At 60.2% G+C, this 23,033-nt stretch carries 16 protein-coding genes and 1 pseudogene; 15 read left to right on the forward strand and 2 right to left on the reverse strand.

Going from position 1 to position 23,033, the window contains the following annotated elements:
- Window positions 1–72: 72 nt before the first annotated feature.
- The 4 genes from ACZ5YV_RS14155 to ACZ5YV_RS14170 all read left to right on the forward strand — a co-directional run bounded on the left by ACZ5YV_RS14155 (window position 73) and on the right by ACZ5YV_RS14170 (window position 4,965).
- A complete protein-coding gene (locus tag ACZ5YV_RS14155) occupies window positions 73–1,131 on the forward strand; it encodes a LacI family DNA-binding transcriptional regulator (RefSeq protein WP_464789714.1) in 1,059 nt (352 codons plus the stop codon).
- 51 nt (window positions 1,132–1,182) lie between these two features.
- A complete protein-coding gene (locus ACZ5YV_RS14160) occupies window positions 1,183–2,586 on the forward strand; it encodes a sugar porter family MFS transporter (protein WP_464789715.1) in 1,404 nt (467 codons plus the stop codon).
- A 413-nt stretch (window positions 2,587–2,999) separates the two neighbouring features.
- Window positions 3,000–3,943 (forward strand): IS630 family transposase gene (locus ACZ5YV_RS14165; RefSeq protein ID WP_464786945.1). Its coding sequence is split into 2 segments (ribosomal slippage): window positions 3,000–3,335 and window positions 3,338–3,943, totalling 942 coding nucleotides; the frame shifts between segments, so codons are not numbered across the junction.
- Window positions 3,944–4,195: 252 nt separating this feature from the next.
- Window positions 4,196–4,965 (forward strand): IS5 family transposase gene (locus ACZ5YV_RS14170; protein WP_464788357.1). Its coding sequence is split into 2 segments (ribosomal slippage): window positions 4,196–4,510 and window positions 4,513–4,965, totalling 768 coding nucleotides; the frame shifts between segments, so codons are not numbered across the junction.
- Here ACZ5YV_RS14170 and ACZ5YV_RS14175 read toward each other — a convergent pair.
- Window positions 4,962–6,683 (reverse strand): FAD-binding protein, encoded by a 1,722-nt coding sequence (locus ACZ5YV_RS14175; protein WP_464789716.1) that lies wholly within the window; start codon window positions 6,681–6,683, stop codon window positions 4,962–4,964. The genes ACZ5YV_RS14170 and ACZ5YV_RS14175 overlap by 4 nt on opposite strands.
- Window positions 6,684–6,796: 113 nt before the next feature.
- Between ACZ5YV_RS14175 and ACZ5YV_RS14180 the strand changes: the two genes are divergently transcribed.
- From ACZ5YV_RS14180 to ACZ5YV_RS14195, 4 genes are all read left to right on the forward strand, one after another.
- Window positions 6,797–8,266 (forward strand): NAD-dependent epimerase/dehydratase family protein, encoded by a 1,470-nt coding sequence (locus ACZ5YV_RS14180; protein ID WP_464789717.1) that lies wholly within the window; start codon window positions 6,797–6,799, stop codon window positions 8,264–8,266.
- Between the two features lie 8 nt (window positions 8,267–8,274).
- Window positions 8,275–8,586: a hypothetical protein gene (locus ACZ5YV_RS14185; protein WP_464789718.1), complete on the forward strand. Its 312-nt coding sequence runs from the start codon at window positions 8,275–8,277 to the stop codon at window positions 8,584–8,586.
- 26 nt (window positions 8,587–8,612) lie between these two features.
- On the forward strand, window positions 8,613–9,296 hold the full coding sequence (locus ACZ5YV_RS14190; RefSeq protein WP_464789719.1) for a TetR/AcrR family transcriptional regulator: 684 nt from the start codon (window positions 8,613–8,615) through the stop codon (window positions 9,294–9,296).
- 465 nt (window positions 9,297–9,761) lie between these two features.
- Entirely contained in the window at window positions 9,762–11,258 is a 1,497-nt protein-coding gene (locus ACZ5YV_RS14195) for a GH39 family glycosyl hydrolase (RefSeq protein ID WP_464789720.1), read from the forward strand.
- 4 nt (window positions 11,259–11,262) lie between these two features.
- Here the strand turns inward: ACZ5YV_RS14195 and ACZ5YV_RS14200 are convergent, their stop codons facing one another.
- Window positions 11,263–14,643, reverse strand: a complete 3,381-nt coding sequence (locus ACZ5YV_RS14200) for a glycosyl hydrolase (RefSeq protein WP_464789721.1) — start codon at window positions 14,641–14,643, stop codon at window positions 11,263–11,265.
- A 240-nt stretch (window positions 14,644–14,883) separates the two neighbouring features.
- On the opposite strand from ACZ5YV_RS14200, the gene ACZ5YV_RS14205 reads away from it, so the two are divergent.
- From ACZ5YV_RS14205 to ACZ5YV_RS14235, 7 genes and pseudogenes are all read left to right on the forward strand, one after another.
- On the forward strand, window positions 14,884–16,581 hold the full coding sequence (locus tag ACZ5YV_RS14205) for a family 43 glycosylhydrolase (RefSeq protein ID WP_464789722.1): 1,698 nt from the start codon (window positions 14,884–14,886) through the stop codon (window positions 16,579–16,581).
- Between the two features lie 37 nt (window positions 16,582–16,618).
- Window positions 16,619–16,915: pseudogene (locus ACZ5YV_RS14210) on the forward strand (DDE-type integrase/transposase/recombinase); the annotation flags it as partial.
- Window positions 16,916–17,043: 128 nt separating this feature from the next.
- The gene (locus ACZ5YV_RS14215) at window positions 17,044–18,000 is read left to right on the forward strand and encodes a chromate resistance protein ChrB domain-containing protein (RefSeq protein WP_464789723.1); all 957 of its coding nucleotides are present in this window, start codon (window positions 17,044–17,046) and stop codon (window positions 17,998–18,000) included.
- A complete protein-coding gene (chrA, locus tag ACZ5YV_RS14220; RefSeq protein WP_464789724.1) occupies window positions 17,997–19,400 on the forward strand; it encodes a chromate efflux transporter in 1,404 nt (467 codons plus the stop codon). Before ACZ5YV_RS14215 ends, chrA begins: the two co-directional genes overlap by 4 nt.
- Before the next feature lie 500 nt (window positions 19,401–19,900).
- Window positions 19,901–21,181 (forward strand): CmpA/NrtA family ABC transporter substrate-binding protein, encoded by a 1,281-nt coding sequence (locus ACZ5YV_RS14225; protein ID WP_464789725.1) that lies wholly within the window; start codon window positions 19,901–19,903, stop codon window positions 21,179–21,181.
- 15 nt (window positions 21,182–21,196) lie between these two features.
- Window positions 21,197–22,159: a nitrate ABC transporter permease gene (gene ntrB, locus ACZ5YV_RS14230; protein ID WP_464789726.1), complete on the forward strand. Its 963-nt coding sequence runs from the start codon at window positions 21,197–21,199 to the stop codon at window positions 22,157–22,159.
- A gap of 15 nt (window positions 22,160–22,174) precedes the next feature.
- Entirely contained in the window at window positions 22,175–22,978 is an 804-nt protein-coding gene (locus ACZ5YV_RS14235) for an ABC transporter ATP-binding protein (RefSeq protein WP_464789727.1), read from the forward strand.
- Window positions 22,979–23,033 lie beyond the last annotated feature (55 nt).

Below are 23,033 nucleotides of genomic sequence, written 5' to 3' on the forward strand. Positions count from 1 at the left end.
TACTTCATCATGCAAGAGGCTTGCTCAACCTCTCCCTTCCGAATAGGCGATGCAAAAGGGGAAATGCAGAAGATGGTCGCCAAAAGAGGTTCGCGTCGCAGAACCGAAGGACCCACGGTTGCTGATGTCGCCTGCGCGGCGGGCGTGTCCCCAATGACCGTGTCCCGCGTCATCAACCACGATCAACGGGTGACGGACACGACTCGCAAAAAGGTCGAAGTGGCCATTGCCGCCTTGGGTTATGTCCCGAATGCTGCAGCACGGGCTTTGGCCGGGGCACGGCAATGCCGCATCGTCTTGCTATACGGCAACCCCAGCGCCGCCTATCTAAGCGAATTTCTTCTCGGAAGCCTCGGCTCTGCCCGAGAGAATGACGTCGAACTGATCGTCGATAAAATTGACCCGCTGGAAAAGCCCGTCATGCTCGCTGCCAGACTTGTCGCACACAGGGTCGATGCGGTGTTATTACCGCCGCCGCTCTGCGACGACGCAGAACTGCTCAGCGCTCTGCAAAAATGCGGTCTCGCGGCCGCTCAGGTTGCATCCGGACAGCCAGCGCCTTCGTCTCACGCCGTGCTCATAGATGATGAGGAAGCGGCGTTCACGATGACTCAGCATATCTTGGCGCGCGGACATCGCCGTATCGGTTTCGTCGCAGGCGACCCCAACCAAACCGCCAGTCATCTGCGGCGACAAGGCTATGAACGCGCTCTGCATTTGGCGGGGATCAAGCCGGAGAAGGAGTTGGTCGCGCAGGGAAATTTCACCTATCGAGGCGGGCTTTCCGGAGCAGCCACGCTGCTCGACATCACATCGCCGCCCAGTGCCATCTTCGCAGCCAATGATGACATGGCGGCGGGTGTGGTTAGCGCCGCGCACCAGCGCGGATTGGATGTGCCGAGCGATCTCACCGTTTGCGGGTTCGACGACACCGCCATCGCCACGACAATATGGCCCGAGCTTACCACGATACGCCAACCGATTTCGGCGATGGCCAGCGTTGCGATCGAAATTCTTGCCCAGGCCGTGCGATCCAAGCGCCCTTTGGCGCGTGCTCAGCCTCAGCATGTAAAGCTTGATTACGAACTGGTCGTCCGCGGATCTGATGCAGCGCCTCTGTTAAAGACTTGACCACGTCCACGACTTTGTCATGGTAGCGCTCACAATAAGGAGGGGTTCAACATGCATCGGGTTGCACAGGAGCGGGTCAATCTGGCTTTGATCGGCCGTATAGTCGCGGTTGCCACGATCGGCGGCTTCATGTTCGGATATGACTCCGGGGCAATCAACGGCACGCAGGAAGGGCTTCGCCACACCTTCGGACTTGACGAGGCTCAGCTTGGCCTGACGGTCAGCGCTTTGTTGCCAGGCTGTGCATTGGGCGCCTTCCTCGCGGGCCGCTTCGCGGATATCTGGGGCCGTCGCACCGTCATGATCGTCGCGGCGATCCTCTTCATCATCAGCGCCGTCGCCTCCGGCGGAGCATTCAGCGCAACAGTCCTCGCCATCGCCCGCTTCTTCGCTGGAATGGCGGTGGGCGCGGCAAGCGTCCTTTCCCCTGCCTACATCAGCGAAGTTACGCCCGCGCATATACGCGGAAGGCTGTCCAGCATGCAGCAGGTGATGATCATCTCGGGTCTGACCGGAGCCTTTTTCGCCAATTATTATCTCGCGGGCATCGCGGGATCCTCGCTCGGAACGGCTTGGGCCGGGCAGCCTGCATGGAGATGGATGTTCTGGGTTCAAGCCGTACCGGCCCTGTTGTTCCTGGTGGCGCTATTCGGCATCCCAGAAAGCCCCCGCTTCCTAATTGCCAAGGGGCGACTGCAACAGGCCAGGCTGGTTCTGGATCGCCTGCTCGGCCCACAAGCTGCAGCTGAGAAAATGAACGAAATTAGCGCATCGCTTTCTCACGATCACCAGCCCAGCCTGGCCGATATTCGCAAGCCGGGCGGCGGTTGGCGCAAGATCGTCTGGGTCGGCATTGGCCTGGCCGTGTTCCAGCAACTCGTCGGGATCAATGTCGTCTTCTACTATGGCGCGGTACTCTGGCAAGCCGTGGGTTTCACAGAAAGCGACGCACTGAAGATCAATATCGCGTCTGGGGCCGTATCGATCCTCGCATGCCTCGTATCAATCCTGCTCATAGACCGGATCGGGCGGCGGCCGCTTCTGCTGATCGGCTCCGCAGGCATGACAGTCACGCTCGCAGCGCTGGCCTGGTGCTTCGGCAATGCCGAGATGGTCGATGGTGCCCTTCGCTTGCCGGAGGGGCTCGGCCTCGTCGCGCTGCTCGCCGCTAACATCTACGTGATATTCTTCAACCTCAGTTGGGGTCCGGTCATGTGGGTCATGCTTGGCGAAATGTTTCCCAACCAGATGCGCGGGTCAGCCCTCGCCGTGGCAGGTGCTGCGCAGTGGCTCGCGAACTTTCTTGTCAGTTCAAGCTTCCCTTGGCTGGCGAAGAATATCGGGTTGCCCGTCACCTATGGTGCATATACCGCCTTTGCCCTGCTATCCCTGCTGTTCGTCTTTATGATGGTTCAGGAAACCAAGGGGATAGAGTTGGAGGCGATGCAGGGATAGCGGGTTCCCCAAGGCTTGGCGACCTCTGGATCGCCAGGCCGCTACCGCCAATCGTCATGGCAACGCCGTTTATCGGTCATCGGAGCAAGTACGCATAGATGGCCGTGCTGTACAAATGTGCTTAACTGCACATTTGTACAGCACGGCCAACTTGCTGATGGGGGCAAATGCAACCTCAAGGCAATGCGCTCTGGGCCGCCGTGCAGTTCGGCCCAGAGCGCAGCACCGATGCGGCGAGAGTCCCTCAATCCGCACGGCAAACATGATCTAAAGAGTGGTCATCTCGATTCGACCGATACTCAACATAAGCAATCCGGCAATTAGAGTCTTTCCGATGTTGAATGAATCGTTGGGGATTTCCAGACGGTTGGAAGTGTGATTCAAGGTGGCCACTGGTGAGGAGGCCAGCATGGATGAGGCCATTATCACAGGATTTGCGGGTTCGGTTTTGTCGGGCTCTGGATCGAGGCATGTCGGCGCGGGGGGCTGCGCGGTTGCTGGAGGTGAGCCCGGCCACGGGGGTTCGCTGGGCGCAGTCATGGCGAACGCGCGGGTCTGTTGAGCCGGGCAAGGTCGGCGGTCACATGCTCCCGTTGCTGGCGCGTGAGCGCGAGTGGTTGCTTGCGCGGATCGAGCAGAAGAAGGACCTGACGCTGCACGAGTTGCTGGCCCAGCTGCGTGAAGAGCGTGGTGTGGTGGTCTGCTGCGACACGCTGTGGCGGTTCATGGGCCGCTTGGGCAAGACGTTTAAAAAAAGACGCTCTTCGCCAAGGAACAGGACCGGCCCGACGTCATCCGACGCCGCAACCGCTGGCGCTGGGTCCAGCGCTGGGTAGATCCCAAGCGCATGGTCTTCATCGACGAGACCTGGGCGAAGACCAACATGACCCGCACCCATGGCTGGCATCACCGGGGCGAGCCGCTGATCGACAAGGTGCCGCATGGCCACTGGAAGACGCTGACCTTCATCGCTGGCCTCAGGCATGATGGCATCGTGGCCCCTTGCGTCCTCGATGGCCCGATAAACGGCGAGAGCTTCACCGCGTGGGTCGAGCAGTTCCTGATCCCCGCGCTGGAACCCGGCAGCATCATCGTGGTCGACAATCTCGGCAGCCACAAAGGCAGCCGCGTGCGCAAATTGCTCAAGGCGGCGGGCATCAGGCTGTTCTTCCTGCCGCCCTACTCGCCCGACCTGAACCCCATCGAGGAGATGTTCTCCAAGCTCAAGCGTCTGCTCCGCAAGGCCAACGAACGCACCGTCGAGGCAACATGGCGACGCATCGGAAAACTGCTCGACCACTTCCCGCCCGCAGAATGCGCCAATTACATCCGTGGAGCCGGATATGCCTCAATCTAAGTCAGAAAGACTCTAAGTAAACGCACTAGGAGTATTACTGCTTTGCTCCGGCGTGTTATCAAACCCAAGGGCCTTGGAACATTATGCGCAAAAGTGAGAACCGGTTTTGCGCCTAAAACGATGCGATAACAAAAACTAGAGCGCGCAACCTGCGTCCGATTAAACGCAGCGCGCTTTAGGTTACATACCCATAAACGGGATTTCCAACGGGCGTGATTTCTGATTCAGTTTCCCGATGAAGGGAGACTGGCTTTGGCGCGTTTTGATCTGACGGATTTCGAGTGGTCGGTGATCGAGCCGCTGCTTCCGACCAAGGTTCGCGGAGTGGCGCGGGTCGATGATCGGCGGGTACTGAACGGGATATTCTGGCGGTTGCGCACGGGTGCGCCCTGGGCGGACATTCCGGCACGCTATGGTCCGCACACGACCTGCGTGAACCGCTTCAACCGCTGGCGCAAGGCAGGTCATTGGGCGCGCATATTGCAAGCGGTGTCAGCAGCTTACGAAGGGGATATCCAGATGATCGACTCCTCGTCGATCCGTGTCCACCAGCACGCTGCCAACGCCCAAAAAAAGATGGCCGATCCCGTTGCATGGGTCGCTCGCGCGGCGGCCTGACCACCAAAATCCATGCACTGGTCGATGCGCTTGGCCTCCCCATCGGGCTAAAGCTGACCGAAGGACAGGCCCATGACGGACGATCGGCCGACGATATGCTTGATGGTCTTGGCAAAGGCTGCGTCCTGCTGGCCGACCGTGCCTACGATAGCGACGCCATGCGCAATGCCTTGGCGGCGCGCGGTGCATGGGCCTGCGTCAAGCCAATGCCAAACCGAAAACGCATCCCGGCCTTCAGCCCGTTCCTCTATCGCTACCGCAATCTCGTCGAACGCTTCTTCAACAAACTCAAGCATTTCCGAGCCATCGCCACCCGGTACGACAAGCGAGACGACAATTTCCTCGCCTCCGTCCAACTCGCCTCAATCAGGATTTGGTTGCGGCATAATGAGTCGGTGACCTAGTCCGACCTCGCCAGCGACCGCGCGGCGCGGCGTCCGGAGAAGAAGCAATCCGCAACCGACAAGCCGCTGACATAAATATTGGAGCAGATGCCGACTGCGTTCCGGCCAGCCGCATAAAGTCCCCGGATCGGCTCACCCTCTTCGTTCAAGACTGCGCCACTATCCTCCTGCACCTTGAGGCCCCCCAGCGTCAGAACGGGGAGGAAACCCAATTTGGCGTCGATGGACATGTTGATGGCGTAAAACGGCGCTTTGACGATCGGCACGATATCCTCGGCGGCTTTCCCCAATGGGTCGCCCACCCCTGTTTCGGCGAGCCGATTGTAGCCTGCGACCGCCGCTTCAAGACCTTCCGGCGCGATCCCGCACTTTCCGGCCAGGCTCTTGATCGACCCCGCCTTTTTCGATCCCAGGAGCATGGCGGCCAGTGCGGGGTAGCGCTGAAAACCCAGGATGGCCTTGCTCTTTGACTGGAGCTTGGCCCTTCGATAGCCATCATCGTCCAGGATGATCCAGCACACACCATCATGATCTTCCACCATCGGCATACCGATAGACGCGCCATAGAGCATTTCGTTGACATATCGCTGGCCCTGCCGGTTTACGACCATGCCCTGCGCCCAGGCGATGGGCGGGTTGATGAAACGCCAAGCGCTGACATGTTGAAGGCGCGATACGTCGCCGCCCGCGCTCTGCCCTAGCCGAATACCGCTTCCATCATCGCCGGGAGTGCCAAGCGGCATGCCCTTGAGATACTTGGGCGCATAATGCTCGACCATATTTCGATTGAAGATGAAGCCGCCCGCCGCAAGACATACGCCGCGACGCGCACGGATCACGTGCTTAACACCCGCCTTACGCTCCAAAGCCCCCGCTTTTTTAAACAGCCGTGACGCCAGGTGAGCGATGATGGGGGCGCCCGGCATCGAGGGCGGCAAGCGAAGCACCATAGCCGTCGCGCGACGCATCAAGGCGTCATAGCGCTTCCCCTCGGCGGTGCCGGGCTGCATCTGGATGGCAACCACGCCCACCACGCGGCCATTGTGATCCATCACGAGCTGCCTCACCTTGGTGGAGGGCAAGGACTTGATCCCCAAGCGTTCCGCTGACTTCCGCAGCGGATCATAAAGACCTTTCCCGTATCCCATCGGTGCATCCAGCTTGTCGACCAGGGCGCGATGCCCTCTGGGGGCAGGTTTCGCCACGGCCTTGTAGTTGGGCGCAAGGCTGTTGTCGGAATGATAAAGGGAATAGTCGGTGTGCGGATAGCTTGTCTTTCTCTCATAGACGCGCCCCGCGAAACGGACGCCATGTCCGGCCAGCCAACGCGCCGTATCTGCGCTCTCTTCGCAGAAGCGCCGGAGCGTTTGGTCGCTGACAACGCCTTGGGTCTCCAAACGCAGATAGCTGAACATGTCTTCAACGCTATCCTCGACACCTGCATCCAACTGAGCCGGCGTGCCACCGCCCCCGTAGAATATGCCTCCGTTGATGCGCGTCGCACCTCCTCCATCCGCACGATCGATGGCCAGGACGGACAGACCCTCTTCATGCGCCTGGATCGCTGCCGCGACGCCCGCGCCGCCATAGCCCACGATGATCACATCTTCTGCGCCGTCCCATTCGAAGGCGTCAGCATCCTCGATTACAAGCGGCGCTTCGACGTCGCTGTTCCAATGGGGGTCGCCAGGGCGAGGTTCACCGTGCGGACGAGTCATAATTGATCTCCTGAATCTTCCTGCCCTATAAATGGACATTAATGTATATTTCAATTGGCATTCGCAGATCCCGGAGCTAAGTCGCATTTCGTAGAGCGGCGAAAGGAACTAAAATGGCAGCAACTGGAAAGCTGGTCCTGGTGACGGGCGCGACAGGCAATATGGGCAGAGCCGTTGTCCATGCACTTTCGCAGATGCCCGCATTGACCGTCCGCGTACTTGTGCGTCCAGAAGAGAAATCTCATCCCGTTATTCGCCGCCTGCAAAAGCAGCATAGCGTGGATTTTGCATGGGGCGACCTCACCGACGCCGCCTCCGTGGACCGGGCAGTCGCTGGCGTGGACATGGTCCTGCACATGGGCGCTCTCGTGTCCCCTCTTGCCGACGAACTCCCGCCCGCTGTCGTTGAAAAGGTGAATGTCGGCGGTACGCAAAATGTCGTGAACGCCATCCAAAGGCAGCCCAATGCTGATCAGATCCGCCTTGTCTACATCGGCACTGTGGCGCAGACCGGCAGCCGCAATCCTCCGGTCCACTGGGGACGTACCGGCGATCCGATCTGCATCGGCTATAACGGGCACTATGCTGGCACCAAGGCCCGTGCAGAGGCTATCGTAGCCGAGTCCGGCCTTAAATATTGGGTATCGATCCGCCAGACCGGCATGGCCCATTACGACATGTGGAAGACCCAGGGGCCGATCATGTTCCATAACCCTCCTAACGGAGTCATGGAGTGGTCAACCGTGGAGGACTCGGCGCGCTTGATGGCAGCGTTGTGCGGCGACGACGTTCCAGAGAATTTCTGGCGTCACTTCTATAATATTGGCGGCGGAGAATCCGCGCGGCTCGTCAACCATCAGTTGATGGTCAAGATGATGGCGGCCATGGGCGTCAAGGATTTCCGGCGCATTCTCAATCCAAAATGGCTGGCAACGCGAAACTTCCATGGACAGTGGTATCTCGATTCCGATCGTTTGGAAGAACTCGTGCCCTATCGGCGTTTTTCGATCGATGACTTTTTCGCCGAACTACCCCGTCGCATTCCCTGGATAGTCCGCACCATAATGCGCTTGCTCCCAGGCCTTGCCCGCAAGCAGATTCGTGCGGTTGCGGAGGGCTCCGGGGGGCCTGTCAGCTGGATCCGCACCAATGATAGGGAACATATCAACGCCTATTTCGGATCGCGCGAGGCATGGGAGCAAATTCCCGATGACTGGGATGATTTCCCATTGGCGCAGCCTTCGCAAGACCCGATAGCACTCGATCATGGCTATGACGATTCCAAGCCGAAGGGCGAATGGGCAGCCGAGGATCTTCGCGGCGCCGCTGACTTCCGCGGGGCCAAATGCCATGCAAGCAAGGTTGATGACCCATTCTCCCCCGTAGATTGGGAATGCAGTCTTGGCCACCGCTTCTCCATGTCTCCCAATCTCTATCTGGCGGGCGGCCATTGGTGTCCGACCTGCCAGACCGATATCGGCAGTTATCCGCTAGTTGCCGCGTCGAATCCTTTTTTCGCTCAAATCTGGCCGGGTTCATCCGCTCAGACAACGGCTGCAAACACGCCCGCCCATCTCGACTGAAAGACCCCATGAAGAAAAATGTTCTTCTTTTCGCGGCCCTCACCGCCCTCTCTGCAACCTCTTTGGCGGAAATCCCTGCGCGCAAGAACGGGCCAGCTGCCGCACCGCGCTACAGTACCGCGAGTACGCCCATCGGCACGCTGCTGGATGATCCTCGCACACGCGCAATCGTGGACAGGCATATCCCCAACACATCGACCGACAGCAGGATCTTCCTCGCACGCGGCCTAACGCTGAAAGGAATCCAGCGCTTCTCCCAGGGCAGGATCAGCGACAGACAGCTAGCGGCAATTGATAAGGATTTCGCCAAATTTAGATAACGGGTCGATTTCAGCATCTCATTGCCATGGCGATGCTCCTATATCAGAAAGCACTGATGACCCGTCGAACCGCTACTCCTGCAAAGCTGGCCCTCAAGAGAGGGCGTCCATCGTCAACGGAGGTAGCGCTGATCGAGCAGGCCATACTTGGCACCGCCCGAGGCATGTTTCTGGTCGATGGGTTCGATGGCGTTTCAATGGAGAAAGTTGCCGCAGCGACAGGCATAACCCGCACCACGCTTTACGCCCGCTACGCGACCAAGGCGGATCTTTTCCGTGCAGTCGTGAGGGAAACGCTGGCCCGCTGGTATGCGGTTTCCCGAGTCAAATCCACCCATGGCGTTACCGATCTGAAAGAGGTTCTGCACCTACGCGTTGCCGACATGGCATCTCTGTTGGTCGATCCCCTCTTTCGCGGACTTCATTCGTTAATTCTTCTCAATCGCCATCGCTTTCCAGATCTCGCGCCACTGATGCACGAACTGGGTTATCTCAACGCAGTGCGGCTGCTGGCGGAGGATATTCGCGCCGCTGCGCACAGAGACGCCATTCCCGTGGAGCGACCAGAAGCGGTCGCCGAGCACATCCTCACATCGGTATATGGCTGGTTTTTACAGTATGACCTCGTTCGCGAGCTCTCCGCAAAAGATATCGAGACACATGGGAAGAAAATAGTGGATCTCATATTGTTAGCCCGCGAACAATGGTGATCCTGTCCCTTCGACTGGTTCGAACTGCTTCCATGATACAGGCGCTTTGATCCTATTCGCGTTAAGGACCTTTATGGCAGGCCAGACTTGCAGAAGAACTGTCGGTAAATGCCGGAGTTGTGGATCTGGGCGCGGAGCATAAGGCTGTCATCGACCACCAACGCAAACCCTCCATCCCCACTATTGAGCGCGGCGCATCGGCACGGCGGCGCTCACGCAAAGCAGCACGAAAAACACGATCAGAGCTTAGCATATGCTCTCCCCTGGAGGAGTGTTTGTCACTCGTTCGTAAGGCAAACTTGAAAAGGCACGCGGCGGCCAGGTCCTCCCCATGACTCAAAAGTAAACAATAACGTTGCATTTAAAGGAATTAAGATCCATGGTCGGCTCGTCAGTTTCGAGGTAATTGCCCGTCAATATGGGCGCGGCTTGGCTTGCGAGTGGTGAAAATCTATGGATGACAGGATGTGGACGCGCCGTGAATTCTCCGCGATGGGGGGCGCGATGGGCGTGGCAGCTATGGCTTCTTCGGCCTGGGGCCGCACGCCCGACAATTTCATCGATATCGATATCCGAAAAGACGCCGGTCCTCTCGATCATATTTGGTCACGCTGCATGGGCTCCGATCGTGCTGCTATCACTCTTCGAGAGCCATGGCGCAAGGACCTGGCGCGGTTCAAGAATGAGGTCGGTCTGCAACGCATCCGTTTTCACGGCATCTTCAATGACGAGATGGGGGTCGGAGCAAATGGTAATTTCCAGAACGTCAATGCCGTATATGATGGCCTGCTAGAACGTGGCATCCAGCCGTTCGTCGAACTCAGTTTCATGCCTCGCTCGTTGGCAAGCGGAACGAAGGAATTTGGCTTTTACCGCGCCAATGTAACTCCACCATCATCGTTGGACAAATGGGCGGAACTCGTCGGGAAGTTCGTCCGCCATCTCGTTCAGCGCTATGGCGCCGAGGAAGTACGGCAATGGTATTTTGAGGTCTGGAACGAACCAAATCTGAAATCCTGGTTTTGGACTGGAACGCAGGAGGAATATTTCGCGCTTTATAAGGCAGCTGCTCAAGCAGTGAAGGCGGTTGATCCTTCTTTGAAGGTGGGGGGGCCTGCGACATCGGCAGTACAGTGGATTCCGCAGTTCCTCCAATTTTGTACGCAGAATAATCTGCCGGTCGATTTCGTTTCGACCCATGTCTATCCCGGAGACGATCAGGCCGTGATTTTCGGGAAAGCAGGTCTGCATAAAGAGTATGATGTGGTGCCTGCCGCAGCCGCGCTGGCCCGGAAACAGATCGATGCCACCCGCTACAAAGGGACGGCATTATGGATCAATGAATGGTCATCCGATAGCCCGGCCATGATTGCCCACGCCATCAAGGAGAGCCTCCCCCACTGCCAGGCTATGTGCCAGTGGCAGATCAGCGGCGAGTATGAAGAAAATATGGTTGCCAGCTGGATCTTCAAGGAAGGCCAGAACGGGTGGGGCATGCTCGCCCGGGGGAGCGTGGCCAAGCCGGAATTCAACACTTACAAGCTGCTACATCGGCTTGGCGACCGCAGATTGGCCGCGAAGGGTCCTGCGCTGGCGTCGCGCACGCGGGACGGCAGGTACGCGGCTTTGGTCTGGAACCTCGCAGACGTCCAGCAGGCCCCGGGCGTCCCAGGCGCCAGCAGGGAGCGCCGGATCATCGGCGACCGCAAGACGCTCACCGTTCGGCTGCAGGGTGCCGCAGCCGCCCAAGCTGTCCAGGTCAGCTATGTGGATCAGGAGCGCGGATCTCCCTATCCAGCTTGGCGCGCCATGGGATCACCGCAATATCCCACCCGCGAGCAGTTAGATACCATTCGCAAAGCAGCGGAACTGGCGGCCCCGGAGAGGAGGACGTTAGATAGGCACGCTCAGCTTACGCTCGACTTGCCACCAGAGGGTGTAGCACTTATCGAGTTTGTCTGAGAGCCTAGGGCATCTGACGCTCCAGCCGTACTGGGCCAATCAACCCCGATGGCGGCACTGGCGTAGAGGCGGTATAGGGTGTGGCACCGAAGGGCGTTCCGCCCGGCCCTACGGTATCGAACACGCTGCGCGGCTGCTTGATGCCTAGGCTTGCCGCGTCCTCATGCGTGAAGGCGATCCGTTTCGTCACGCCGGGTTGACGGTCACCAACGACGCGATTGACCCACAAGTTGCTGACCCGAACCTCAATCTTGTTGCGCCCGGCCTTCAGCAAGTTGGTAACATCAACGCGGTATGGCGCCGTCCACACAATGCCCGCCGAACGGCCGTTGACCAGCACTTCGGCGACCACCTCAACCGTGCCGAGATCGAGTTGCAAGCGCCCGCCATCCTGCATCCAGGACCGCGGCACCCGGAGCGTCCGAGTATAGTTGGCAGTGCCGGAAAAATACTTCACCCCAGGGTCATTGTCCTTGCTCAGGTCGCGCAACCGGCCGAGTTCGAGCTTTGCCGGTGCGCCTCGGTCGGGCGGGAACGCGACCGACCATTTATCGGATACATCAGCCAGTGGCTGAACGGTTGGGACTGGAAGTTGCTGGCTTTCCGGACCACCGTTGCGGAACATCACAAAGGTTGAGCCGAAGGGGGCAAGCGGGATATCGACAAGGGTGCGGCCATTTTCGTACCGATAGCTTGCAGGTCGTGCCTGGCCGCTCACAGGATCCCAAATCTCTGCGGTCTTGCCCGTCAACCGGAAGGCGGCCACCACCGTTTGCGCTTTGTTGTGGCTATTCGAGACGAAATAGATGTCGCGGTCCGGCGTCTGACGATGCCGGAAGCGGATTGCGCCGTCCGCCTGTCCGCCCACGATTTCGAAATCGGCCGTTACCCTTTCCGCCGCCAACGGAGCGGCAAGGCTATTCGTCGCGTAAACCTTACCCTCCCCTACCTTGTGAGCGCCAGATGCCATCGGCCAAAGCTCAGTTATGATGGCGCGGACCTGCTCCGGATCGTCGCTGAGGCTTGGTGAGCCCTGGGGCCTGTCACCCACGAGGATCGCGCCGTCACGGACAAGAGCGCGCAGGCGTTCAAGCGTTGGCAAGGTGAGCCACCGCGTTTGGCCGCTCATGTACAGAAGCCGCCAGGACATGTCGTCTGGCGTCACGAGACGTCCGTTTTTCACCGCGATGCGAGTCTTGAGCGCATCAGCGTTCACATAATCATATTGCAACCCGTCCGGCACGGCAGGTGGAGTTTCGCCGAAAAGCCCGGTGATCGAGGTGCCTTCGCCGTAGAAGATCGCCACGTCGTTCACCGCATGCCCCTGTTGCAACAGGTACGAGGCGCGACCGAGATAGCTGATCCAGGGGCCTGCCTGTTCTGCCCAGGTGTCGTTGCGGTTGAACCAGTGGCCGAACGGACCGAGCACCAGCCCCGGCGCCTTGCCCAGCAGTGGCTGATGCACCGAACTGTGCAGGATGAACCGGTTGATGCCCGCAACCATCATCAGGTCGGCGTCCGGCTTCAACATGCGCGGCGCGATCGACCAGGGCGAGCCGCTGACGGTCAGCGCTTCGGCGGCGACGACGTTCTGGCCCCAGATATTGGCGACGGAGGCGGATTCGCGGATGTCGGCGAAAGGGCCAGGCTGGAAGACGCCGGGCGTCCGCTTGTGCCAGAATGCCGCCATCGGCACATCCGCCGACGCCTTCATCTCCATCCCGTCACCCATGGCGGCGGGGCGGCCTTCATGCGATTCGCCGTAGCGGATCATGCCGACCTTGTGCAGTTCGGCAGTCAGGGTCTCGTAGTGCTCGGTCTTTAGCAGGTCCTGCAGCGTGCGTCGGAAATCCCACAGGAAACGGTCGCTCGTTTCGGCGCTGTCCACCACATAGCCGGCCAGCACGGGCAGAAACGGCGTGGCGTCGTAGCCGCGCAGGCGCTGGAATTTTTCCAGAATGGCGGGCGTCCAGTTCGCTTCCCCCGCTTCCCAGCTGTCGAAGATCATGTTGGTGACGCCGCCAGCGCCCAGCCGCCCGCCGCTCGCCTGGCGATAGCGGTCAAGATATTGGGTGATGTAGCTGGTCACGTCCGCGCCGCTGAGCTTGTCCACCTCCAGCCCGGAACCGGAAGGCTGAGCCGGAGCGTTGCGTTGGCCGGTCAGGGAGTAGCCGATGCGCAGGACGGTCCATTCGCCCTTTGGCGGAGTCCAGTCCAAGGTACCGTCGGGGCGCATGCGGGATGTGAGGTCGATGACTTCCCGCCTGCGGATCGCGCCCTGCCCGCCTGGGGTGCCCAGGGAGTAATAGTCGGACGACAGCGCGAAACCAGCCTTGGTTTCCCATGCGTTGACCATCGGGGCACCGCGCAGAACCAGCTCCGATACCAGCAACTTGCCGCCGGGAGGCCCCGCCATGCTCGCGCCACCAATCTTGGCTTTGGGACCCGCCCCTGCCGGAACCAGTACCCGGAACCAGCGCGCGGTCGTCGTCGGCACGGTCGCGGTCCGTTGCGGGCCTGCCGTTTCGATCATCCCGACCTGATTCCAGCTGCGGCCGTCATTGCTTGCTTCCAGCCGTGCAGCCGATCCAAGGCCCGCACCGCCGCGACCTCCGAAATGGGCGTAGCTGCCGGTTGCGGTCGTAACCGCGCGGACGGTGACGGCGCGACCATAGTCAAATCGCAGCCAGGCATCCCCATCGGGGCCGGGGGTCAACTCCGTGCTTTTCACAACATCGCCGTCGCTCAACATCTGCGCGGTGAAGTTGCCGCCACTGGCGCTGACCGTGGGGGTCGGCAGCTTCGCGCCATTGGACGTGCGGAACGCCACCAGTTTCGCATCGCGGTAAAACGTCTTTACGCCGAGCCCGCTGGCATTGTTCTGAAACAGTCCTGCGGAACCCGGCGGTTGGACGAGCTGGCCGGTGAAGCGTCGTCCCCCGATGACCTGGGTCTCGCTCCACACATATTTCTTCATGGCCTGTTCGGGTTTGACCCAAGGACCGCCGCTCTCGCTCCAACCGGGCGAACCGGCGATCCCGATGTCGAAGCCTTTACGAATGCTTCGCTCCACAGCTTCGCCGAACATCGCCTTCCAGCCATCGCTCATGTAGGGAAGCGGCGTTTCCACCACGCGCGGGGCGCCCAAGTCCACGTCGAAAGCCTGATACCCGCCCAGGCCGATGCGCTCCATCCAGTCGAGGTCGGCGGCGATGCCGGCGGAACTGATCTGCCCGCTGTTCCAGTGCCACCACACCCTGGGCTTGGCCGCTAGCGGCGGAGCGCGGAAACCATCAAGCAAGGTGTCCGACGCAATGGCCGCGTGAGATGTGGTGAAATACAGTGCCGCGGCGCAGGCAAGCTTCAACGCCTTTGAATTTGCCATCTTATTCTCCCTGCATCCTTAGCCCCGCACGCTCGCATTACTGCGCTGCCTCGCCAGATATTTCCAGAAGCAGGCCATACTCCACCGCCGGATTAATGCAACGTGTCTGTATACTTATTTGCCAGCCTGGCCTATGCCATGGCGTGTCTGACGCATCAGTGGGGTAGTCTTGTGGGAAGTTCGGTACGAAACGGGGCAGTATGTAGGGCTCTGCACTGGGCAGCCGCGAGCCTGTCCGTTATGGCGTTGGTCCCGTTCGTCCCGGCAGAGGCAGCAGGCAGGTCGCGCATGGCGACCTACGCCAATCCTGTTGATCTGCCCTATCGTTACCAGACGCCTGTGAAGTTCCCGCAAATCCAGCTCAAGCTCGGCGAAGCCTATCGGGAAGCGGCCGATCCCACGATCATCACCTATAAAGGTCTGTACTACCTTTTCGCATCGCATTCGAAGGGCTATTGGCATTCGCCGGACCTTCAGCACTGGACTTTCGTGGAAGCGAGCGGCTACGCCGTGGACAAGTTCGCTCCGACCGTCGTCGTGATCCGGGGCCGGATGTATTTGGCCACAAGCGAAAGTACGCGCCGCATCTGGACGACCGACGATCCAAAGTCCGGGCGCTGGTATGAAGCCGCCGTCATCGAACAGCGTTATGAGGACCCGGACATGTTCCTCGACGATGATGGCCGCCTGTACATGTACAGCGGTCTGGCATCGAAAGGTCCGCTCCGCGTGGATGAACTCGACACCACCACCTTCCGCGTGATCAGAACCGCGCAGATATCGCAGTCCCGTGACAAGGATGGTCGCGGGTGGGAGGTGCCAGGTGACAATAATGAAAAGCCCGGCGCGCCGTCCTTTGTCGAAGGCTCCTGGATGACCAAACACGACGGTCGCTATTATCTGGAATATTCCGCGCCAGGCACTGAGTTCAAGACCTATGCTAACGGCGTCCTCGTTGCGGACGATCCGATGGGGCCATTCGTCTATCAGGATTACAGCCCCTTCGCTGTAAAGCCCACCGGTTTCATTACCGGCGCGGGGCATGGCAACACCTTCAAGGATGCGACGGGACGGTGGTGGCACTCAGGCACTATGACTATCTCGCAGCGCCATATTTTCGAACGGCGGCTGGGACTGTTCCCGGCCCGTTTCACACGGACGGGCGAAGTTCTGTCGGATACCTATCTGGGGGATTATCCGCGTTATTTCAGCGGCAATCGTGACCTGACGGGATGGATGCTTCTTTCGCGCGGCAAGGCTGCCACCGCGTCCTCCACACTGGACGGTTTTCCGGTCCAAAACGCCGTCGATGAGGATTCGAGGACATTGTGGTCAGCGCGATCGGGCGGTGAAGAATGGTTCCAGATCGATCTGGGATCGAAAAAGCGCATCGAAGCAATTCAGATCAACTTTGCCGATCAGGGCAGCCAGGGCCGCGGGATTAGCCGGGATAGCTACCGCTATGTGCTAGAGCTGTCGGATGATGGCCAACGCTGGCGCACAGCTGTCGACCACGCCCACGATGGGCGTGACGCGCCGCATGACTATCAGGTGCTGCCCCAAGCGCAGCATGCCCGTTTCGTGCGGCTGCGCAATGTACAGGCGCCGGATGGCGGCAACTTCTCTCTCTACGACCTACGCGTGTTCGGTAAAGGCACAGGCCGACGCCCTGGGCGCGCATCCGCAGTGAAGGCGAGCCGGAGCGCAGCGGACCCCCGGCGCGTAACGGTTACTTGGCGGGCGGCCCCCGGCGCCGAATTTCATATTGTTCGCGTCGGGCGTCGTCCCGATCTGATGAACCAAAATTTTCAGGTCTACGACGGGTTGACGTCGCTGGAGATTGGCAGCCTGAACCTTGGGAAGGGTTATTGCGTCGCCGTCGACGCGGTAAACGAAGTCGGCATTGCGCGCTCGCCCTCTACTCGCTGTTTCGACTGACCTTACTGCGCGATGCAGGCGCCGCAGCAACCTGTAGGTGGGGCTCCATGTTGGCGAGCACCGGGTCGGACGACTGATGAAGATCAACGGGATCAAGCCAGTTCGCTCGCGCAGGCGCAAGGTTACAACTGACAGCCGCCATCGTCTCGGTATCGCGGCAAACTGGCTGGATGGTGATTTCGCCGCCGATGCTCCTAATCGTAAGTGGGCGGGCGACATCACCTATGTCTGGACTGCAGGCTGGCTCTATCTCGGCGTCATCCTCGATCTGCATAGCCGCCGCGTCGTAGGCTGGGCTGTCAGCGACAAGATGAAGAAGGACTTGGCAATCAGGCTTCAGCAGTTGATCCACGACCATCCTTAAATTCTCTCAATCACGCAGGAGGGTGGCCATCGCCGGGACAGTTATCTGAAATTGATATCACTATTTCGCATTTGTCGTTTCTATGATACATATGAATCATGATTCAAACCGATACCAGCCTTTGGCTTGCCCTTCTGCATCAGCTTCCCGCGAAGCCGCCCTATCTCCGGGTAAAAATCTGGCGGCGATTGCAAGCGATTGGCGCCGTTCCACTCAAAAATGCCGTCCACGTCTTGCCGCGCTCGGCCGAGGCTGAGGCTGCTTTCCGGGAGCTTCTGACCGAGATCACGGAAAATGGCGGCGAAGCGAGCCTCATCGAGGCCCGTCTGTTGGTCGGCCAGACCGACCTGGATGTGCGCTCGCTCTTCGATGCCGCGCGAGATTCGGACTATGACGAGATCGCGCAGGCCGCTCGCCAGTTTCTGGAAACGGGGCCAGCCAGTGGCGCCGATATTGCGCGCCTGCAAAAACGGATGGAAGAGGTCAGCCGATTGGACTTCTTCGGCGCTCATGGTCGTCAGGACGCCGAGGCGGCGCTGGCGGAGCTGGACCGCCAACGTTATCAACATCCCGATGTGAGCCGAGCCGAACCGGCATACGCGCCACAGCCGATTGACCTTATCGGCCGCACCTGGGTCACGCGCAGCGGCATCCATGTCGATCGCATCGCCTGCGCCTGGCTGATCCGGCGCTTCATCGACCCGGATGCCCGGTTCAAATTCATCGACAGCCGCCATTATGATCCCGTCGAGGGCGAACTCCGCTTCGACATGGTCGATGCCGAGTTCACGCATGAAGGTAACCGTTGCAGCTTCGAGACGCTGCTCGTGCGCGCTGACCTGATGAATGATCATGCGCTCGTGGCGATCGGCGAGATCATCCATGAACTGGACATTGGCGATGGCAAGTTCGCCCGGCCGGAAACGGCGGGCGTCGGCGCCATGCTGTCGGGCGTCTGCGCATCGACCGACGATGATCTCCAGCGCATCGCCACCGCCAGCGAGGCGCTCAACCAGTTCCACGCCTATTTCAGCACAAGAAAGTCCGAGCGATGAGCACCACCATCACCGATCTTCACGAAGGCGCCGCCGTTTCGCACGGAGATCATAGAATCTCCTTTGGAGAGGCCGTGCGCGTCTGGGCGCGGATCGCCGCGCTGAGTTTCGGCGGACCAGCAGGTCAGATCGCGGTCATGCACCGCATCCTTGTCGATGAGAAACGCTGGATAGGTGAAGAACGCTTCCTGCACGCCCTCAATTATTGCATGTTACTGCCTGGCCCCGAGGCGCAGCAACTGGCGGCCTATATTGGCTGGCTGTTGCACAAGACCAAGGGTGGCTTGGTCGCGGGCGCCCTGTTTGTCCTTCCCGGCTTCCTGGCGATCCTAGCACTGAGCTACATTTACGTACTGCTTGGTCATGCGCCTCTGGTCGAAGGCCTTTTCTTCGGCCTCAAAGCCGCAGTTTTGGCGGTCGTCGTTCAGGCGGTTGTTCGCGTCGGATCCCGCGCGCTCAAGAACAACGTCATGCGGGGCATAGCGGTCGCAGCTTTCGCAGCAATCTTCTTCCTGGGCGCGCCCTTCCCCGTCATCATATTGGCCGCCGCACTTGGCGGCTATATCGGCGGCCGGGCGGGTCTTCCCGCGTTCAAAGGCGGCGGCGGCCACGGATCGGGCGGCGGCAACATTGTCCATGATCGCGACACCGCACTTGGCGAAGGCCTGCCGGATCACGCCCGGCCCAACCTTTCCTGGTCGCTCAAGATTTCGGGAACCTTGCTGTTCCTCTGGCTTGCACCCGTGGTCCTGCTGTTCGTTTTCGCGGGACCCAACGATGTCTTCACCAAAATCGCGGCCTTCTTCAGCCAGATGGCGGTCGTGACCTTCGGCGGAGCCTACGCGGTTCTGGCCTATGTGGCGCAAGAGGCGGTGGGGACCTTCGGCTGGTTGCGCCCCGGCGAGATGCTGGATGGTTTGGGGCTGGCGGAGACGACGCCCGGGCCGCTGATCATGGTGACGCAGTTCGTCGGCTTCCTCGCGGCATTTCGCGAATCGACCGGGTTGAACCCGCTTATGGCGGCAACGCTGGGGGCGATCCTCACCACCTGGGTTACGTTCGTGCCTTGCTTTCTTTGGATTTTCGCGGGCGCGCCCTTTGTTGAAGGGCTGAGAGGGAACCGGGCGCTTTCGGCGTCGCTTGGCGCGATCACCGCTGCGGTGGTCGGGGTTATCCTGAACCTGGCGCTGTGGTTTGCGATCCATACCCTGTTCCGCGAAGTGCGGCCGATCCATCTCTTGGGCAGCAGTTTCGATATGCCCGTTCTGGCCTCGCTGAACCTTCCGGCGCTCGTTTTGGCAATAGGCGCAGCGATCGCCGTCTTCCGCTTCCAAGTCGGCATGATCCCAGTCCTGTTTGCGTGCGCTGGCTTGGGGGCGGCCTATGTCCTCTTCGTCTGAGCAGAGGGCAATGAGTAGTAGAGCGTCGCAGCAGCAGCCGATCGACCATGCATAGCAGATCAGAATGAAATGCATGACTGCGTTGGGCCTGCTGACCCCGTTCGCTCTTGGTATACCGTCTCATACCGATAGGCTTCAGTTTGTTTCTCGGACCATTGCGGAAATTAAATTTGTGCAGCGCAAAAAATGCTTGCGACTCCGATGAATCGATGACAGCTTGCTTTTGATCGAAGCAGGGGCGCTTCGATCCATAAGTTGAACCTAGCCGATGACGGCACGGCTCAACTACGATCCTTAAACGGATCTGCACGGCAATGACGCCGCCCGGATAGGTCGATCGACCTTTATCCTGGCGGCTTTTTTATTGGTTTTCCGCTGGCGGCCTAGATGCTGCCGGGCGGCTCTCAACATCATCTTCAAACGCCGGAACGTATTTCCGGCGATGGCTGGCTGCGCCCTTCGCGCAGCGCAAGCCGCACAACAGGGAAGGAATTTGAGGAATGGCAAAGGTGGACAATCCGAATGGCGTCAGTCGGCGCGGGCTGCTCAAGACGACCGGAACTGCGGCCCTGTTTGCCGCAGTGCAACAGGCATTTCCGTCCGGCGCTTTTGCTGCTGGAGCTGGGCCGGAAGTCACCGGCGCCAAGCTCGGGTTCATCGCGCTGACGGACGCGGCGCCGCTGATCATCGCCAAGGAACTGGGCTTCTTCGCCAAATATGGCATGCCTGACGTGCAAGTGGCGAAGCAGGCGAGTTGGGGCGCGACGCGTGACAATCTGGTGTTGGGCAGCGCAGCGGGCGGCATCGATGGCGGGCATATACTGACCCCCATGCCCTATCTTCTGACGCTGGGACGGATCGGCAAGGCAACGCCAATGAGCATTCTTGCCCGCCTCAACGTCAACGGCCAGGGCATTTCGGTATCCAAGGAATATCTGGGCGCCAAGGCCGATCTCAACGCCGCCAAGATGAAGGGCGTGATCGCGCAGCGCAAGGGTGCGGGCAAGAAGATCACCATGGCCATGACCTTCCCCGGAGGCACGCATGACCTGTGGATACGCTACTGGCTGGCGGCGGGCGGCATCGATCCCGACAAGGATGTGGAACTGATCACCATTCCGCCGCCGCAGATGGTCGCGAACATGAAGGCCGACACGATGGACGCTTTCTGCGTGGGTGAGCCGTGGAATGACCAACTGGTCGCGCAACAACTGGGCTACACCGCCGTTTCGACCGGCCAGATGTGGATGAACCATCCCGAAAAAAGTTTTGCGATGCGTTCCGACTGGGTTGCCAAATATCCGCGCGCGGCTGTCGCGATCACGGCGGCGGTGCTGGAGGCGCAGCGCTGGGCCGACAATCCGAACAACGTCACGCGCCTCGCCGGGGCGATCGCGGGCCGTGATTATCTGAAATGTCCGATCACCGACATCGCCGACCGCTTGCAGGGCAATTTCACCATGGGCGACGGGCGGAAATATCCGAACGCACCGTTCAGGATGAAGTTCTGGAACGGCTATGCCAGCTTCCCTTACAAGAGCCATGACCTGTGGTTCCTGACCGAGGAGCAGCGCTGGGGCAAGCTGCCCATGGCGCTCGACACCAAGGGCACCATTGCAAAGGTCAACCGATCCGACATCTGGCGCAAGGCGGCCGCGATGCTGGGTGGCAAGGGTCCGGCCAGTGACAGCCGCGGCGTCGAAAAATTCTTCGACGGCAAGACATTCGATCCCGCCAATCCCAAGGCCTATCTGGCCAGCCTGGCGATCAAGCGCGTCTGATTGGGGGAGAAAGCCATGGCTTCGCCATCATCCAACGGCAAAAGCGTACCGTCGGCTTCGGCTGCCGGTACTGCTACAGCCGCCACCGAATTGGGGGTCATCCTGCCCTATCCCGAAGAAGCGATCGCGCGCCGCAGTTTCGAACCGGTCGCGGCGCCGGTCCATCCGCTGGTGAAGGCGGGGCGGGCCGTCACCGCCACTGTTCTGCCGACACTGGTGATGCTGGTCGGGTTGCTTGCCTTCTGGCAACTGCTGTGCAGTTCGCCTGACGCGACCTTTCCCAGCCCGCTCAAGGTCTGGCAGGAAAGTCATGAGGTGATCGTCCATCCGTTCAAGGGCGTGGACATCGGCCTCACCCATTTCAGCATTCAGGACGGCGATGTCGGCATTGCCGGGCATGTGCTGACCAGCCTCAGCCGTGTGCTGATCGGTTACAGCCTGGCCTCGATCGTCGGCGTGGCGCTGGGCATTTTGATCGGGCAGAGCATATTTGCCTTCCGGGCGCTCGATCCGCTGTTCCAGGTGTTGCGGACAGTGCCGCCCCTTGCATGGCTGCCGATCAGCCTCGCCATTTTTCAGCAGGCGCAGCCCTCGGCGATCTTCCTGATCTTCATCACCGCGATCTGGCCAGTCATCCTGAATACCGCTGCGGGCGTACAAACCATTCCGGCGGCCTATCGCAATGTCGCAAAGGTGTTGGCGCTCAATCCGATCGAATATTTCACCCGCATCATGTTGCCCGCCACGGTGCCGCACATGTTCACCGGTCTGCGCATCGGCGTCGGCATGAGTTGGCTCGCCATCGTCGCGGCTGAAATGGTGCAGGGCGGCACCGGCGTCGGCTTCTTCATCTGGGACAGTTACAACAGCTCGCTGTTGACCGACACCATCGTGGCGCTGATCTGGATCGGGCTGGTGGGTTTCGCGCTGGACCGCATCGTCGCCTTTGCGGGCCGCATCATCGGCCGCGCAGGCTGAACAAGGGAGGCGTTCATGAAACAACGCAGCTATCTGGCGCTAGAAGGTATCACGGTCGAATTTCCGACCAAGGCGGGACGCTTCCGCGCGCTCGACGCGATCGATCTGGAAGTCGGCAAGGGACAGTTTGTCGCGCTGATCGGCCATTCGGGCTGTGGCAAGTCGACCCTGCTCAATGCCGTGGCGGGCCTCGTCAAGCCGACGCGCGGCGCCATCTTCCTCGATGGGGAAGTGGTGGACGCACCGGGACCGGATCGGGCGGTGGTCTTTCAGGACCATTCGCTGCTGCCCTGGTTGACCGTCGAGGAAAATGTGAGGCTGGCGGTCGACAAGACGGCGCAGGGCAAGAGCAAGGCCGAACGCAAGGATTGGGTCATGCATAATCTGGAACTGGTCCAGATGGCGCATGCCGCCGCCAAGCGGCCGGGCGAGCTTTCTGGCGGCATGAAACAGCGCGTCGGCATTGCCCGTGCTATCGCCATGAACCCGCGCATGCTGTTGATGGACGAACCGTTCGGCGCGCTCGACGCATTGACGCGGGCGGCATTGCAGGATGTGGTCATGGATTTGCAGGCGCGGCTCAACAACACCGTGCTGATGATCACCCATGATGTTGATGAGGCCGTGCTGTTGGCGGACCGGGTGGTGATGATGACCAACGGCCCGGCGGCGCGCATCGGCGAGGATCGCACCATCTCCCTCGCCCGGCCGCGCAACCGGCTCGAAGCCATCGATACGCCCGAATATGCCGAGGCGCGATCGGCCGTCATCCACTTCCTGCACGAGCGCTACCGCAATCCAGCAACGCTCGCTGCCTAAGATTTCACCAAAAATAGTCCAGCTTGGAGAGGATGCTCTGAAAAGGCCGAAAAAA

The sequence above is a fragment of the Sphingobium sp. TomTYG46 genome (assembly GCF_055396345.1).